A 15,745-nucleotide genomic window follows, 5' to 3' on the forward strand; every position below is an offset into this window, starting at 1 on the left:
TTTTAATAAAAATGGGGGGGCCGCCATCCCCCGCTCCTACAAATAAAGGCAAAAAAAACCCGGACTCTGGGGAATCCGGGTTAAGACCATTAGGAGTAAAACAGAGGTGCACATCCAGTGCTGCCTCAAATGTCGGCGTGGCATTTGGGGGGATGTAACGCCGACAAGGTAAGTATTGGTCAGCTTTGTCGAACGTCCAGTGACGCATTGGTCGTTTTTTAAACAGATTTGGAATACTCGCAATTCGTTTGAGTACGCTTCTGTGGCTCTGTGTTCAGCTGTAAACATCCAGCGGTAGGATGGTCCGTGCAATTTAGCGTGACTAATGCATAATACTCCGCTTCTATTTTGACCCCTACAGACCTTTTCTTATGCACAAAGAACCCCGTAAGGTCCGTGAGTTTCGTCGCCGCGAGCAAGAAATTCTCGATACCGCGCTCAAGCTGTTCCTCGAACAAGGTGAAGACAGCGTCACCGTCGAGATGATTGCTGATGCCGTGGGTATTGGCAAAGGCACGATCTACAAGCACTTCAAGTCCAAGGCCGAGATCTATCTGCGGCTGATGCTCGACTACGAGCGTGACTTGAACACGTTGCTGCACTCCGCAGATGTGGACAAAGACAAAGAGGCGCTGTCCCGTGCCTACTTTGAATTTCGCATGCGCGATCCTCAGCGCTATCGGCTGTTTGATCGCCTGGAAGAAAAGGTCGTCAAAGGCAACCAGGTGCCTGAGCTGGTTGAAGAGCTGCACAAAATTCGCGCGTCCAACTTTGAACACCTGACCCTGTTGATCAAAGGCCGGATCAGCGAAGGCAAGCTCGAAGACGTCCCGCCTTACTTCCACTATTGCGCGGCCTGGGCGTTGGTGCACGGCGCCGTGGCGCTGTATCACTCGCCGTTCTGGAGCAATGTGCTGGAAGATCAGGAAGGCTTTTTCCAGTTCTTGATGGACATCGGCGTGCGCATGGGCAACAAGCGCAAACGTGACACGGACACGCCTGCGGTCGAGTAATTTCCTGACGTGGCCGAATGCCGTGAGGTTTATACTCGGGCTTGGGTCGTAGCAGAACATGACGCGTAAGTCCTGTTCTGCTGTGGCCCTTATTCCTCGCGCCGGAGCCCTCCATGATTGTTGACCGCCAAGGCAGACGCTTTCGCAATTTGCGTATCAGTCTGACCTCTGCCTGTAACTACGCCTGCACTTACTGTGTGCCGAACGGCAAGCGGCTGGTCGCGGCGCAGGACGAGCTGTCGGCCGAAGCCATGGTGCGTGGTGTCGCTTACCTGATAGAAGCGGCCGGGATTGAACGCTTGCGTATCACCGGCGGCGAGCCGCTGGTCAGTCCCAAGCTTGAAACCTTTATGCGTGAAGTTGGCCAGTTGGGCTTGAGTGATATCAGCCTGACGACAAACGGCCAATTGCTGGCGCGTAAGTTGCCGCTACTGCTCGACGCGGGCATTCGTCGGCTCAACGTTTCCCTGGATACCCTCGACCCTGCGGCGTTCCGCCGAATTGCCCGTGGCGGCGATTTGCCGACGGTGCTCGACGGGATGCGGCAAGCCCGTGCCGCCGGTATGAACATCAAGGTCAATATGGTGCCGCTGCGCGGGCAAAACCTTGATCAAGTCATGCCCTTGCTGGACTACTGCCTTGAGCAAGGATACGAGCTGCGTTTTATCGAACTCATGCGCATGGGCCACTTGGCCAGTGATGGCAACGGTTTTTTGCAGCAGTTCGTCAGCCTGCAACAATTGCTCGCGTTGATCGGCGAACGTTACGAATACCTGCAAGCCGACGCGCCCATGGATGCCACGGCAGTGCGCTATCACATCCCGGATCACGGCTATTTTGGCGTCATCGCCAACGAAAGCGTGCCGTTCTGTCGGACCTGCTCGCGTTTGCGCCTGTCGTCGACGGGTTGGCTGCATGGCTGTTTGTCGTCGAGCAATCGTCATTATGTCGGTGACCTGCTCAACAAGCCGCGCCACGAAGCCTTGCCAGCGCTGCAAGGGCTGCTGATGAAAGCGTTGGGCGACAAGCAGGACATTGCGTTTTCAGGTGGCGCCACGGTGATGAAGATCATCGGCGGCTGAAGGCACTCAAACTGGCGCGCAAACTGCATTACGCGACTATTCGCCGGTTTTCTGTCGCCGGCCATCGGGAGAATAGAATGCGTAGTCTGGTTGGGGGGCTGGCTGTTTTGGCACTGAGCGGCTGTATGACGGTCAGTGACATGGGCGAGGGCGTGCGTTATCAGATGAGCGACGCCGGGTTGCTCGATCACAGCAATACGCGCCGCAGCAACTCGCTGCGCATTCAGCCAGACTCCTTTATCTATATCGCCCAAGGGGCGTTTGCGCCTGTGGGCGACCCGTACGTGCGGCCCAACGTGGTGGCCGAAGAAGCCTTTAACGGCTTTGTTGAATACTTCCCCATGGTACGCCGGGCCAAAGCACCGCAAGGGCTGGACGCCGCCATGGCCGAAGCCCGCGGCTTTGGTGCGCACTACCTGCTCTACACCCGTTTCGCCCGGGCGGACGACCGTATTGGCAACAGCGACGAATGGCTCGATCAGGAAGAAATCAGCCGCCTGGGTGTCGACAGTGGCGTGATCCAGGTCATGTTGATTGAAACCAGCACTCAGTACCTGATCGACACCGCGACCATCCGCAGCCGTGGCGGCTTGCTGACGTTCCACGACAACAAGCCCGAAGACCTGATAGGCCCACCGCTGGCTAAGTACGCGCGCAGCTTGATAGGCTTGAGCGATCAATAAGTCGAGGAGAGCAGCATGAGTGAGCCGGTAGACGTCAGTAACCTGTTGGCGCAAATCCCCAAGGCCGACAAGGGGCTGCCTCCGGTTCATCTGTGGGACACGGCTTTTTGCGGCGATATCGACATGCGCATCGCCCGTGATGGCACTTGGTACTACATGGGCACGCCAATTGGGCGCAAGCCAATGGTCAAACTGTTCTCGACCATTATTCGCCGTGATGGCGATGACTACTTTTTAATCACACCCGTGGAAAAGGTGGGCATCACCGTCGATGATGCGCCGTTTGTGGCGGTCACTCTGGCAGTAGAAGGGCAGGGCGAGCAGCAAGTGCTGCGCTTTACCACCAACGTGGATGAACTGATCACGGCAGACAAAGAACACCCGTTGCGCATCGAGATCGACCCCAAGACACAAGAGCCCGCGCCTTACCTGCTGGTGCGGCGTAACCTGGAAGCGTTGATTCATCGCAACGTGTTCTACCAACTGGTCGAATTGGCCGTGTCACGCACCCTCGATGGCCAGAACTGGCTAGGTGTGTGGAGCAGCGGCGAATTCTTCGTCATCGGCCCAGAGCCGGACTAAAACCCCCGCATCCGTGTAGGAGCGAGCTCGCCTCGCGATCTTTTAACGAGCAAAAGATCGCGAGACGAGCTCGGCCCAACAAAAGTTATGCCTGCTCAAAAATCCCACTATGTGGGAGTGATATTTATATATTGAGATTTAAGCCGGCTCAGGTTTATAGTCGCTCGCACTGATTCACAGCATTCACTGCTAAAAACAAAATAGGTGAAGCGATGCAGGCGCAATTGATCGCGCTCGATTGGGGGACAACGTCCCTTCGTTCGTATTTACTCGGTCCCGCAGGGCAGGTGCAGAACATGCGCTCGCTGGCGTGCGGGATCATGCAATTACCGACCACTACCCGGCACATTGCTGGCCAGCCTTGCGTTGACGGTTTTGAACTGGCATTCGACGCGGCATGCGGTGACTGGCTGGACGCCAACCCCGGTATCCCGGTGATAGCTTGTGGCATGGTCGGCAGCGCCCAAGGCTGGCGCGAAGCGCCTTATCGCACGACCCCGGCCAACCTCAAGGCGCTGAGTACTGCCTTGCAAACCGTGCGCAGCGTACGTGGGGTGGATGTGCATATCGTGCCGGGGGTCATTCAGCACTCAACCTTGCCCAACGTGATGCGTGGTGAAGAAACTCAAGTGCTGGGGGTGATGCACAGCCAGCCGAACCTCAACGACTGCCTGATCGGCTTGCCCGGCAGCCATTCCAAATGGGTGCAGGTGCAGGACGGCTGCCTCGTGCATTTCGATACCTTCATGACCGGCGAGCTGTATGCCGCCGCGTGTGAACACACCATTCTGGGTCGCACCCAGCAGCACTCCGGGCAATTTGATGGCGCTGCTTTCGGACGCGGTCTGCAGGTGGCGCTGTCGCCAGACGGTCAGCTCGGCCCGCTGTCGACCTTGTTCAGCGCCCGCACGCTCGGGCTCACCGGGCAACTGACGCCAACGCAGCAACCCGATTACGTCTCTGGCCTGCTGATTGGCCACGAAGTGTCTGCCTTGAGCCGCGCAGTTCGCCAGCGTCGGGGCGACAAGCCTCTGCCCGCGATCATTCTGATTGGCAATGCCCAGCTCTGTCATCGCTACCAGCGAGCACTGAACACGTGCGGCTTCGCTGACGTGAGCCTGGCAGAACAAGCCACCGAACAGGGTTTATGGCACCTGGCCAAAGCTGCCGGGTTAATCCACTACACGCAAACGGAGGGCTGAGATGCTCAAGCAAGCACTGGCAAAGAACGGTCTGATCGCGATTCTTCGGGGGGTGCGTCCTCAAGAGGCGCAGGCCATTGGCAAGGTGTTGTACGACGCGGGCTTTCGAACCCTCGAAGTACCGCTCAATTCCCCACAGCCTTACGACAGCATCCGCCTTTTGCGCGACTCATTACCCGCCGACTGCCTGGTCGGTGCGGGCACCGTGTTAACCACTGAGCAAGTGCAGCAGGTCAAAGCGGCAGGCGGGCAGGTGATTGTGATGCCCCACAGCGATGCAAACGTGCTGCGGGCAGCCAAAGCGGCCGGTTTGTACCTGTCGCCGGGCGTCGCCACGCCCACCGAAGCATTTGCCGCGCTGGCCGAAGGGGCGCACGTGCTGAAAATGTTCCCGGCAGAGCAAATGGGCCCGGCCGTGGTCAAGGCCTGGCTGGCCGTGCTCCCGGCTGGAACGTTATTAATCCCGGTGGGTGGGATTACCCCGGACAACATGCAGGTATTTCTGGATGCCGGGGTGTCCGGCTTTGGTTTGGGTTCGGGGCTGTTCAAGCCCGGCATGAGCCCTGAAGACGTGTCAGTTCGCGCCAAGGCTTATGTGCACGCCTGGACCACGCGGCGTCAGGCTGACTGATTGGCGCTCGCGCCTCCAACGAACAAGAGAGATAAAACAATGAAAATTACCAAACTCACGACCTATCTTGTCCCGCCGCGCTGGTTGTTCCTGAAGATTGAAACCGATGACGGCGTGACCGGTTGGGGTGAACCGGTGGTCGAAGGCCGTGCCCACACCGTGGCTGCAGCCGTGGATGAATTGTCGGATTATTTGATCGGCAAAGACCCGCGCAACATCGAAGACATCTGGACCGTGCTCTACCGTGGCGGCTTTTACCGGGGCGGCGCAGTACACATGAGCGCGCTGGCCGGTATTGATCAGGCATTGTGGGACATCAAAGGCAAGGCGCTGGGCGTGTCGGTCAGTGATTTGCTGGGTGGTCAGGTACGCGACAAGATCCGCGTGTACTCCTGGATTGGTGGCGATCGCCCAGCCGACACCGCCAAAGCAGCCAAAGAGGCCGTCAGCCGTGGTTTTACTGCGGTCAAAATGAATGGCACCGAAGAGCTGCAATTTGTCGACAGCTTTGAAAAAGTCGACCTGGCGCTGGCCAACGTGGCGGCCGTACGCGATGCAGTAGGGCCGAACGTGGGTATCGGCGTGGATTTTCATGGCCGGGTACACAAGCCGATGGCCAAGGTGTTGATGAAGGAGCTTGACCCCTACAAGCTGATGTTCATTGAAGAGCCGGTGCTCAGCGAAAACTACGAAGCGCTCAAAGAACTGGCGCCCTTGACCAGCACCCCGATTGCCCTGGGTGAGCGGTTGTTTTCGCGTTGGGATTTCAAGCGTGTGCTCAGCGAAGGCTACGTCGACATCATCCAGCCGGATGCATCCCACGCAGGCGGCATTACCGAAACCCGCAAAATCGCCAACATGGCCGAAGCCTATGACGTGGCGCTGGCCTTGCACTGCCCGTTGGGGCCGATTGCGTTGGCTGCGTGCCTGCAACTGGACGCGGTTTGCTACAACGCCTTTATCCAGGAGCAAAGCCTGGGCATTCACTACAACGAAAGCAACGACTTGCTGGATTACATCAAGGATCCGGCTGTATTCGACTACGACAAAGGCTACGTGAAAATCCCCAACGGGCCGGGTTTGGGCATCGAGATCAACGAAGAATACGTGCGTGAGCGCGCGATAGTCGGCCACCGCTGGCGCAACCCGATCTGGCGTCACGCCGACGGCAGCTTTGCTGAATGGTGAGACCGCTTAGCGCGGCGACGGATTCAGCTTCGACCTCAATAACCATAAAAAAGAGGCATGTCACATGACTAGCACTGTCGCGTCAGCGTCCTTGGTGGCGCCGAGTCGCAAGCGTTTTTTCATCATGGTGTTGCTGTTTATCACTGTAGTGATCAACTACCTGGATCGCAGCAACCTGTCGATTGCCGCGCCCGCGCTGACCAGCGACTTGGGCATCGATCCTATCCACGTCGGGCTGATCTTCTCTGCCTTCGGCTGGACCTACGCCGCCATGCAAATTCCTGGCGGCTGGCTGGTGGACCGGGTGCCGCCGCGCATTCTCTATAGCGTGGCGTTGCTGCTGTGGTCGCTGGCCACGGTGATGCTCGGGTTTGCAGCCAGTTTTATTGCCTTGTTTGTACTGCGCATGGCGGTCGGTGCGCTGGAAGCACCGGCGTATCCGATCAACAGTCGGGTGGTTACCACATGGTTCCCTGAGCGCGAGCGCGCCACCGCCATTGGTTTTTACACCTCCGGACAATTTGTCGGGCTGGCGTTTCTGACCCCGGTGCTGGCGTGGTTGCAGCATCATTGGGGCTGGCACATGGTGTTTATCTGCACTGGTGCGGTGGGCATTATCTGGGCCGGGATCTGGTACGCGGTGTATCGCGAGCCACGTGACTTCAAAGGCGCCAACCCGGCAGAAATCGAATTGATTGCTGCAGGGGGCGGGCTGGTGGATATTCAAAGCCAAACCGCCCAGCGCAAAGCGCCGTTCAGTTGGCTGGACCTGGGCATCGTGCTTAGCAAACGCAAGTTATGGGGCATCTACTTGGGGCAGTTTTGCCTGAACTCGACGCTGTGGTTCTTCCTGACCTGGTTCCCGACCTACTTGGTCAAATACCGTGGTATGGATTTCATCAAGTCGGGTCTATTGGCCTCGCTGCCTTTTTTGGCGGCGTTTGTGGGCGTGCTGTGCTCGGGGTTTTTCTCCGACTGGTTGATACGTCGCGGTTACTCGGTGGGCTTTGCGCGCAAGCTGCCGATTATTGGCGGGTTGTTGATTTCGACCTCGATCATTGGCGCCAACTTTGTCGAGTCGACGCCACTGGTGATTGCGTTTCTGGCCTTGGCGTTTTTCGGCAACGGCCTGGCCTCGATCACCTGGTCACTGGTGTCTACCCTTGCCCCGGCGCGACTGTTAGGCCTGACGGGCGGAGTGTTCAACTTCATCGGTAACCTGTCCGCCATTGCCACGCCCATCGTGATTGGCTTTTTGGCCAGTGGCGATTCGTTTGCTCCGGCCATCACCTACATTTCGGTGCTGGCATTGCTCGGGGCGCTGTCCTACATCTTGCTGGTGGGCAAGGTTGAGCGCATCGAGCTGTAGCCGTCGGCCAGCCGGGCGACCATAATGCCGCCCGGTTCTCCCCCTTCTATGCAAAGGCTGGCTATGCAGGACGACTCTTCGAAAACCGCCCCCACTGGCACCCAAACCCTGTTGCGTGGGCTGGCGGTGGTTCACGCTGTGGCCAATGGCGCGCGTGACCTTAAAGACATCGCACGCGCCATCGGCACCACACGCAGCACCACGCATCGACTGGCCAGTTGCCTGGTCGACGAGCGTTATTTGCGGGTATTGCCGCAGGTGGGTTATTTGCTGGGGCCAAAACTGATCGAACTGGGGTTTCAGGCGCGTGAAGAACTGCCGCTGGTGACGCTGGCGGGGCCGTACCTCGACGAACTCTCGAGTTTGACGGGTGACACCATTCACCTGGCTGTGCGTGAAGGCGACGAAGTGCTGTACTTGCATAAAAATCCGGGACGCAATGGGCCGGAAATGCGCTCGCGCGTTGGCCACCGTATGCCGTTGGCGCGCACCGGAATTGGCAAGGCCATGTTGCTGGATGCACCGCTGGGGGAATGGCGCCGCTTGTACGAAAAAAGCCATCCGGTGGGCGGCAAAAACCCGTTATGGCCGGATCATCAAGAAGTCACGTGGGAAGAGTTTGAGCAACGGATGCGCAGCTACGTGGCGGGGGGGTATGCGTTTGACCTGGAAGACAACGAACCGTCGATTCGTTGTGTGGCAGCGCCCATCCGTGATGCCAGCCGCAAAATCGTCGCGGCTATTAGCATCGCCAGCACGGTGCCTTATATGCCCCTGGAGAAAATGACCGGGCTGATCCCGGTCATTACCCATGCTGCGCAACAGATATCGGCAGAGTTGGGCGGGTAACTCGATCGCCTGTAGGAGCGAGCTTGCCTCGCGATCTTTTAAAGGATCAAAAGATCGCGAGACGAGCTCGCTCCTACAAGGGGGCGGTGGTTAAGCCTTCAGGGTTTTCATGTCGATCACAAAGCGATATTTGACGTCGCCTTTCACCACGCGCTCGAACGCTTCGTTGATGTTTTTGATGTCGAGCATTTCGATGTCGCAGGTGATGCCGTTGGCTGCGCTGAAGTCGAGCATTTCCTGGGTTTCAGCAATGCCGCCGATCAACGAGCCGGCCAGTACGCGACGCTTGAACACCAGGTTGAACGCATCCAGTGCCGGGTCGACCGGTTCGATCAGGCCCACGAGGATGTGCACGCCGTCAAAACGCAGGGTTTCGAGGTAGGGGTTGAGGTCGTGAGGGACCGGGATGGTGTCCAGCAGGAAGTCGAAGCGGTCGGCAGCGGCTTTCATTTGCTCCGGGTCGGTGGACACGATCACGTGGTCGGCACCTTGTTTGTAGGCTTCTTCCGCCTTGGCCGCCGAGCGGGTGAACAGGGTCACTTCTGCGCCCATGGCCTTGGCAAACTTGATGCCCATGTGGCCCAGGCCGCCCATGCCCAGAACGCCAACCTTATCGCCCGCTTCTACGCCGTAGTGCTGCAGCGGAGAGTAGGTGGTGATACCGGCGCACAGCAGCGGGGCAGCGCTGGCCGGGTCCAGGTTTTCAGGGATGCGCACGACAAAGTGCTCGCTCACCACGATGCTGTCTGAGTAACCGCCCATGGTGTTGGTGCCGTCGACCCGGTCTGGCGTGCAGTAGGTCATGGTCGCGCCTTCCAGGCAGTATTGCTCAAGGTCTTCTTTACAGGCCGAGCATTCGCGGCACGAGTCAACCATGCAGCCCACGCCAACGAGGTCGCCGACTTTGTGCTTGGTGACTTTGTCGCCGATAGCGGTGACTTTGCCGACGATCTCGTGGCCCGGCATCACCGGGTACACCGCAAAGCCCCACTCGTTGCGCGCTTGGTGGATGTCTGAGTGGCAGACGCCGCAGTACAGGACTTCGATGGCTACGTCGTCCGGGCGCGGTGCGCGGCGGTTGAACTGCATCGGAGCAAGTGGCGCTGAAGAGGTTTGAGCGGCATAGCCGATGGCGTTGTAAGTGACGTTAGACATGGGAAACCTCGAATAGCGATAGCTGTGAACAGGGCGCAAGTGTGCGCCCGCAGACCTTGCAGGACTATGACGATTCCTCCGCGTGTCATGCCTATTCGTCCGAACTCGCGGAGCAACTGTCGCTTTATTGATCAATTCTGCGAAGATGCGGCGATCCATTACTGCTGTGAATTATTTCCATGCTTTTAACGCGTCACCGCGATGAGAACGCCACGCTGGTGTCCCTTATCAAACCGCTGGCCAACCGCCTGGGCTTTGTTCCGACCCTGATGCCTGAGGTGCGCGTGGTGTCGGCCTGCAACACCGTGGCGCGGATGCCGCAGATCTATGAGCCGAGCCTGATGGTCATCGCCCAGGGCAGCAAGGTGGCCTATCTGGGCACCCGGACCATGGAGTACGGCGCCGGACATTACCTGGTGCAGGCCTTGTCGGTGCCGTTTGAGTGCGAAACCTTTGCCTCTGAAGAGATGCCGCTGCTGGGCGTCGCGATCAGCATTGACCGTGCGGTGCTCGGAGAGTTGGTGCTGGCCATGGGCCTGGACCCTGAGCGCAGCATTGCCCAGACCCCGGAGTCCATGACCTCGGCGGTGCTGGATGATGAGATGCGTCAGTCGGTTGAGCGTTTGTTGCGCTGCCTGCATGACCCGCTGGAGTGCCGGATCATGGGCCGGGCGCGCTTGCGCGAAGTCTTGTTCGCCGCCTTGCGCGGTCCGCAAGCCAGTGTGTTGCGGGCGTTGGTTGAGCAGCAGGGGCAGTTTGCGAGGGTGGCGGCCTCGCTGACCCATTTGCATGAGCATTTTGCCGAGCCGTTGAATGTTGAGACCTTGGCCCGTTGCGCAAACATGAGCGCGTCGACCTTTCATGAGCACTTCAAGCGCAGCACATTGCTGTCGCCGGTGCAGTACCTCAAGCGTCTGCGCTTGCTGCGGGCGCAGCAGCTGCTGTTAAGCAATGAAGGTTTGGGTGTGGCGCAAGTGGCCGAGAGGGTGGGTTACCAGAGTACTTCGCAGTTCAGTCGCGAGTACAAACGCTATTTTGAGCGCAGCCCGGGGTGTGAAAGCTCGGTGTGTTGACAGCTTGGGCTGTAGGAGCGAGCTTGCCTCGCGATCTTTTAAACGTTCAAAAGATCGCGAGACAAGCTCGCTCCTACGGACTTACATGTTCGGGTAAGTCGGGCCGCCAGCACCTTCCGGGGTTACCCAGGTGATGTTCTGTGACGGGTCTTTGATGTCACAGGTTTTGCAGTGCACGCAGTTTTGCGCGTTGATCTGGAAACGCTTCTCGCCGCTTTCCTGGGTTATCACTTCATACACGCCGGCCGGGCAGTAACGCTGGGCAGGCTCGTCGTAGAGCGGCAGGTTGACGTTGATCGGAATGCTCGCATCACGCAGCTTGAGGTGGCACGGCTGTTCTTCTTCGTGGTTGGTGCTGGAGAGGAAGACCGAGCTGAGTTTGTCGAAGCTGAGTTTGCCGTCCGGTTTCGGGTAGTCGATCTTCTTGCAGTCTTTGGCCAGCTTCAGGCAAGCATAGTCTGGCTTGGTGTCGTGCAGGGTGAACGGCAGCTTGCCGCCGAAGAAGTTCTGATCGACCCAGTTGAAGCCTGCGCCCATGAGCGGGCCGAACTTGTGCATCGCAGGGCCGAAGTTGCGGCTGGCGAACAGTTCTTCGAACAACCAGCTGGCTTTGAAAGACTCAACGTAAGTGTTAAGTGCATCACCGCCTTCAGAGCCTGCAAACAGCGAGTCAGCCACGGCGTCGGCAGCGAGCATGCCGGACTTCATGGCGGTGTGGCTGCCTTTGATCTTGGCCACGTTCATGGTGCCCAGATCGCATCCGATCAGTGCGCCACCGTTGAAGACCATTTTTGGCAGCGAGTTCAGGCCACCTTTAGCCAGTGCGCGTGCGCCGTAGCTGATGCGTTTGCCGCCTTCCAGGTACTGCTTGAGGACCGGGTGGTGCTTGAGGCGCTGGAACTCATCGAACGGCGACAGGAAGGTGTTGCTGTAGGACAGGTCGACGATCAGACCGACCACGACCTGGTTGTTTTCCAGGTGATAGAGGAACGAGCCGCCCGTGTTTTCGTTGCTGGTGATGTCCAGCGGCCAGCCAGCGGTGTGCACAACCAGGCCAGGCTGGTGCTTGGCAGGGTCGATTTCCCAGATTTCTTTCAGGCCGATGCCGTAGTGCTGGCTGTCGGCGTCGCTGTCGAGCTTGAAGCGTTCGATCAGTTGCTTGCCCAAATGGCCGCGGCAACCTTCTGCGAACAAGGTGTACTTGCCGCGCAGTTCCATGCCGGGGGTGTACAGGCCTTCTTTAGGCTTGCCTTCGCGATCAACGCCCAGGTCGCCGGTGATGATCCCGCGAACCACGTTGTTTTCGTCGAACAGCACTTCTTGAGCAGCAAAGCCCGGGTAGATTTCTACGCCCAGGTTCTCGGCCTGCTGCGCCAGCCAGCGGCACAGGTTGCCCAGGGAAATAATGTAGTTGCCTTCGTTGTGCATGGTTTTAGGCACAAAGAAGTCAGGTACTTTTGTCGCTGCGCTGTCGCTGCGCAGTACATAAATGTCATCACGGGTCACCGGCGTGTTCAGCGGTGCGCCGAGTTCTTTCCAGTCCGGGAACAATTCGTTCAGGGCGCGAGGTTCAAATACCGCACCGGACAGGATGTGAGCACCGACTTCGGAGCCTTTTTCAACCACGCAGACGCTGATTTCTTTACCGGCTTCGGCGGCCTTCTGCTTAAGACGGCAGGCGGCGGACAAACCGGCAGGGCCGGCGCCGACGATGACCACGTCGAATTCCATGTATTCGCGTTCCACAGGCTATCTCCTACTCAAGGCTCAACGGTGTTTTCTAATTGGAGGTTTGGCGTTTCATCCATTATTCCCTCGCTTGGCAGTCGAAGACGCAATGGATGAGGCGCCGCTCTCTCTATGGGCGCGCATTATATCTACACCACTAGCAGCGTCCAATACAAACGTTTGTTTGAATTCGCTGCAAGCCAGACAAATCAATGACACGCGGCTCAAAAGTGGCCGATTTGCTGTATTGACCGCAAATGGCGTTCCGGTCAAGATACGGGCGGTTTTGCGCTCGCCGTAGGCTGATTGTTGGTTTCAAGAGCACCTCTAAAGACAGGGCACAGGCACAAACTTGCAGGAGCCTGACATTTTTTGAGCGGAGTTTACACGTCCTTTTGGTGGATGACTTGGTAGTCACACCTGACAGACGGTCGCACGGGAAGGGCACAGCAACGATCTTTGGAGGTGCCCTTGTGCTGATGAGCATCAACCGCCAGGTTCGCCTAGGCGACTTTCTTTTCACCGGAGAGTAACGAGGAATCCATGAAGGTTCTTGTAGCTGTCAAACGAGTGGTCGATTACAACGTTAAAGTACGCGTCAAGGCGGACAATTCCGGCGTTGACCTCGCCAACGTCAAGATGTCGATGAACCCCTTCTGCGAAATCGCTGTGGAAGAAGCCGTACGCCTGAAAGAAAAAGGTGTTGCGACTGAAATCGTCGTCGTCTCCATCGGCCCGACTACCGCTCAAGAGCAACTGCGCACCGCGCTGGCTCTGGGTGCCGATCGCGCCATCCTCGTCGAATCCGCCGAAGACCTGACCTCGCTGGCCGTGGCCAAGCTGCTCAAGGCTGTGGTCGACAAGGAACAGCCTCAGTTGGTGATCCTGGGTAAACAGGCCATCGACAGCGACAACAACCAAACGGGCCAGATGCTGGCTGCGCTGACCGGTTACGGTCAGGGTACCTTCGCTTCTAAAGTAGAAGTGTCGGGCGACAAGGTTGCTGTGACCCGTGAAATCGACGGCGGCGCGCAAACTGTTTCGCTGAGCCTGCCGGCCATCGTCACCACCGACCTGCGTTTGAACGAGCCGCGCTACGCGTCTCTGCCAAACATCATGAAAGCCAAGAAGAAGCCGCTGGAAGTGCTGACGCCAGACGCGTTGGGCGTTTCGACGGCTTCGACCAACAAAACCGTGAAAGTTGAAGCACCGGCTGCACGCAGCGCGGGCATCAAGGTCAAGTCGGTGGCTGAACTGGTCGAGAAACTGAAAAACGAAGCGAAGGTAATCTAACAATGACTATCTTGGTAATCGCAGAACACGACGGCAAAGTACTGGCTCCGGCCACACTGAACACCGTAGCCGCCGCTGCCAAAATCGGTGGCGATATCAACGTCCTGGTTGCAGGCCAAGGCATTGGCGCAGTCGCTGAAGCGGCCGCAAAAATTGCTGGCGTGGCTAAAGTGCTGGTGGCAGATAACGCCGCCTACGCGCATCAACTGCCAGAAAACGTTGCTCCGCTGGTCGCTGAGCTGGGTAAAGGCTACAGCCACATCCTGGCTGCCGCGACCTCCAACGGCAAAAACATCCTGCCGCGCGTTGCTGCGCAACTGGACGTTGACCAGATCTCCGAGATCGTTTCGGTGGTCAGCGCTGACACCTTCACTCGCCCAATCTACGCCGGTAACGCCATTGCGACCGTGCAGTCGACTGCGCCAGTCAAAGTGATCACCGTGCGTGCGACCGGTTTCGACCCGGTTGCTGCTGAAGGTGGTTCGGCTGCTGTTGAAGCCGTGGCAGCGGTTCACGATGCAGGCACTTCGTCGTTCGTTGGCGAAGAGCTGGCCAAGTCGGACCGCCCTGAGCTGACCGCAGCCAAAATCGTCGTTTCTGGCGGTCGCGGCATGCAAAACGGTGACAACTTCAAACACCTGTACGCTCTGGCCGACAAGCTGGGCGCTGCGGTGGGCGCCTCGCGTGCTGCCGTTGACGCAGGTTTTGTACCCAACGACATGCAGGTCGGTCAGACCGGCAAAATCGTTGCACCACAGCTGTACATCGCCGTCGGTATCTCCGGCGCGATCCAGCACTTGGCCGGTATGAAAGACTCCAAAGTGATCGTTGCGATCAACAAGGACGAAGAAGCGCCGATCTTCCAGGTAGCCGATTACGGTTTGGTGGCGGACTTGTTCGAAGCAGTACCTGAGCTGGAGAAACTGGTTTAATCCAGTCGCTTCACTTATAAAGAGCCCGGTTATCCGGGCTGTCAGGAAGGGCAGAGCACTCAGTGTTCAGCTTTCTCTTAACAGCCTGAATGACCGGGTTTTTTTATGCGTTTGAATGATCCACGTGGAGCGTAGGAATATGGATGTGCGTAAGGTAAGCAGGTTGTTATTGGGGTTGGCATTGATACCTTTGCTGTCCGAAGCTGCGGGTAAATGCGAGCGCCTGATCGTGACCGGCAGCCCCGATGCGCCGCCGTATCTGTGGCGCGACCCCGCCAATCCGACCCATTTGATTGGGGCCAGCGCTGATCTGTTACAGCACGCTGCCGAAGAGCTGGGCATCAAGGTTGAGGTGCTTTATGCCGGCAAGCGTTCACAGGCTCAGGACGAAGTGCGCACCGGGCGCATGGACATGCTGCTTGATGCGCCGCTGACCCTGGCCGGGCTGAACTCTTTGGATTACATCCACCCGCCGCTGGTGCGTAACGATTACCTGGTGTGGACGCGCAAAGACTCGGCCTTGCACTACGAAACGCCGGCCGATTTGCACGGGCATACCGGCGCGCTCTCCGAGAAGGCCCGGCTGACCGAATCTTTTGATGCTTTTGCACAACGGCAACTAACCCTCAAGCCGCAACCCAGCCTGACCCAGGCGTTTCAAAAGCTGTTGCTGGGCCAGGTCGAATACGTGCTGGCCGGTCGTTATGCCGGCATGGCGACTGCGCAAACCCTGGGTATCGCTGATGACTTGCAAGCGCATTCGCAACCGATTGATCAGCCGGGTCTATTTTTGGCGGTCTCCCATGACTCGGCGTGCAATGAGCCGTGGTTGCGCGGACAGCTCGCCAAAAAGATGACAGAATTGCCCGCCTCCGGCATGGCCGAGGCCGCTCTGCAACGCAATCTGGAGCGGTGGAAATCGCAACTGCAGCAACCGCTCAGCGCCCCAAAACAGTAGGAATTTT

Annotated in this window: 16 protein-coding genes; 13 read left to right on the forward strand and 3 right to left on the reverse strand. The window is 58.2% G+C overall.

Annotation, left to right across the window (positions count from 1 at the left end; all coding sequences use genetic code 11):
• Positions 1 to 208, reverse strand: a 208-nt coding sequence (locus tag QMX84_RS16175) for a hypothetical protein (RefSeq protein ID WP_282364276.1), incomplete at its 3' end; no start/stop codon positions are given.
• 163 nt (positions 209 to 371) lie between these two features.
• Here QMX84_RS16175 and QMX84_RS16180 point away from each other — a divergent pair.
• The 9 genes from QMX84_RS16180 to QMX84_RS16220 all read left to right on the forward strand — a co-directional run bounded on the left by QMX84_RS16180 (position 372) and on the right by QMX84_RS16220 (position 8,599).
• Positions 372 to 1,013 carry a TetR/AcrR family transcriptional regulator gene (locus QMX84_RS16180; protein ID WP_048368789.1) on the forward strand — a complete coding sequence of 214 codons (642 nt, stop codon included), beginning with the start codon at positions 372 to 374 and terminating at the stop codon, positions 1,011 to 1,013.
• A 113-nt stretch (positions 1,014 to 1,126) separates the two neighbouring features.
• A complete protein-coding gene (locus tag QMX84_RS16185; RefSeq protein WP_262122845.1) occupies positions 1,127 to 2,095 on the forward strand; it encodes a radical SAM protein in 969 nt (322 codons plus the stop codon).
• A gap of 77 nt (positions 2,096 to 2,172) precedes the next feature.
• A complete protein-coding gene (locus tag QMX84_RS16190) occupies positions 2,173 to 2,778 on the forward strand; it encodes a DUF4823 domain-containing protein (protein WP_153372210.1) in 606 nt (201 codons plus the stop codon).
• A 15-nt stretch (positions 2,779 to 2,793) separates the two neighbouring features.
• Positions 2,794 to 3,360: a DUF1285 domain-containing protein gene (locus QMX84_RS16195; protein ID WP_282364277.1), complete on the forward strand. Its 567-nt coding sequence runs from the start codon at positions 2,794 to 2,796 to the stop codon at positions 3,358 to 3,360.
• Between the two features lie 212 nt (positions 3,361 to 3,572).
• A complete protein-coding gene (locus QMX84_RS16200) occupies positions 3,573 to 4,562 on the forward strand; it encodes a 2-dehydro-3-deoxygalactonokinase (protein ID WP_282364278.1) in 990 nt (329 codons plus the stop codon).
• A gap of 1 nt (position 4,563) precedes the next feature.
• The gene (locus QMX84_RS16205; RefSeq protein WP_282364279.1) at positions 4,564 to 5,193 is read left to right on the forward strand and encodes a 2-dehydro-3-deoxy-6-phosphogalactonate aldolase; all 630 of its coding nucleotides are present in this window, start codon (positions 4,564 to 4,566) and stop codon (positions 5,191 to 5,193) included.
• Between the two features lie 39 nt (positions 5,194 to 5,232).
• Positions 5,233 to 6,381 (forward strand): galactonate dehydratase, encoded by a 1,149-nt coding sequence (gene dgoD, locus QMX84_RS16210; RefSeq protein ID WP_262122838.1) that lies wholly within the window; start codon positions 5,233 to 5,235, stop codon positions 6,379 to 6,381.
• 64 nt (positions 6,382 to 6,445) lie between these two features.
• A complete protein-coding gene (locus QMX84_RS16215; protein ID WP_262122837.1) occupies positions 6,446 to 7,750 on the forward strand; it encodes an MFS transporter in 1,305 nt (434 codons plus the stop codon).
• 63 nt (positions 7,751 to 7,813) lie between these two features.
• Positions 7,814 to 8,599: an IclR family transcriptional regulator gene (locus QMX84_RS16220; protein ID WP_262122835.1), complete on the forward strand. Its 786-nt coding sequence runs from the start codon at positions 7,814 to 7,816 to the stop codon at positions 8,597 to 8,599.
• Positions 8,600 to 8,689: 90 nt separating this feature from the next.
• Here QMX84_RS16220 and QMX84_RS16225 read toward each other — a convergent pair whose 3' ends face one another.
• Complete coding sequence (locus tag QMX84_RS16225; protein ID WP_048368785.1) at positions 8,690 to 9,754, reverse strand: NAD(P)-dependent alcohol dehydrogenase; 1,065 nt, start codon at positions 9,752 to 9,754, stop codon at positions 8,690 to 8,692.
• A gap of 179 nt (positions 9,755 to 9,933) precedes the next feature.
• Here QMX84_RS16225 and QMX84_RS16230 point away from each other — a divergent pair, with 179 nt between their 5' ends.
• On the forward strand, positions 9,934 to 10,827 hold the full coding sequence (locus QMX84_RS16230) for an AraC family transcriptional regulator (protein WP_123750201.1): 894 nt from the start codon (positions 9,934 to 9,936) through the stop codon (positions 10,825 to 10,827).
• Positions 10,828 to 10,908: 81 nt separating this feature from the next.
• Here the strand turns inward: QMX84_RS16230 and QMX84_RS16235 are convergent, their stop codons facing one another.
• Entirely contained in the window at positions 10,909 to 12,573 is a 1,665-nt protein-coding gene (locus tag QMX84_RS16235) for an electron transfer flavoprotein-ubiquinone oxidoreductase (RefSeq protein WP_048387835.1), read from the reverse strand.
• A gap of 525 nt (positions 12,574 to 13,098) precedes the next feature.
• On the opposite strand from QMX84_RS16235, the gene QMX84_RS16240 reads away from it, so the two are divergent.
• The 3 genes from QMX84_RS16240 (at position 13,099) to QMX84_RS16250 (ending at position 15,738) form a co-directional block, all read left to right on the forward strand.
• Positions 13,099 to 13,848, forward strand: a complete 750-nt coding sequence (locus tag QMX84_RS16240) for an electron transfer flavoprotein subunit beta/FixA family protein (protein ID WP_048368782.1) — start codon at positions 13,099 to 13,101, stop codon at positions 13,846 to 13,848.
• Positions 13,849 to 13,850: 2 nt separating this feature from the next.
• Positions 13,851 to 14,780: an FAD-binding protein gene (locus QMX84_RS16245; protein ID WP_048368781.1), complete on the forward strand. Its 930-nt coding sequence runs from the start codon at positions 13,851 to 13,853 to the stop codon at positions 14,778 to 14,780.
• 139 nt (positions 14,781 to 14,919) lie between these two features.
• Positions 14,920 to 15,738, forward strand: coding sequence for a transporter substrate-binding domain-containing protein (locus QMX84_RS16250; protein ID WP_153335568.1), 819 nt, complete (start codon positions 14,920 to 14,922; stop codon positions 15,736 to 15,738).
• Positions 15,739 to 15,745: the final 7 nt, after the last annotated feature.

Source organism: Pseudomonas sp. PS01297 (assembly GCF_029959305.1).
GTDB classification, from domain to species: Bacteria; Pseudomonadota; Gammaproteobacteria; order Pseudomonadales; family Pseudomonadaceae; genus Aquipseudomonas; species Aquipseudomonas helleri.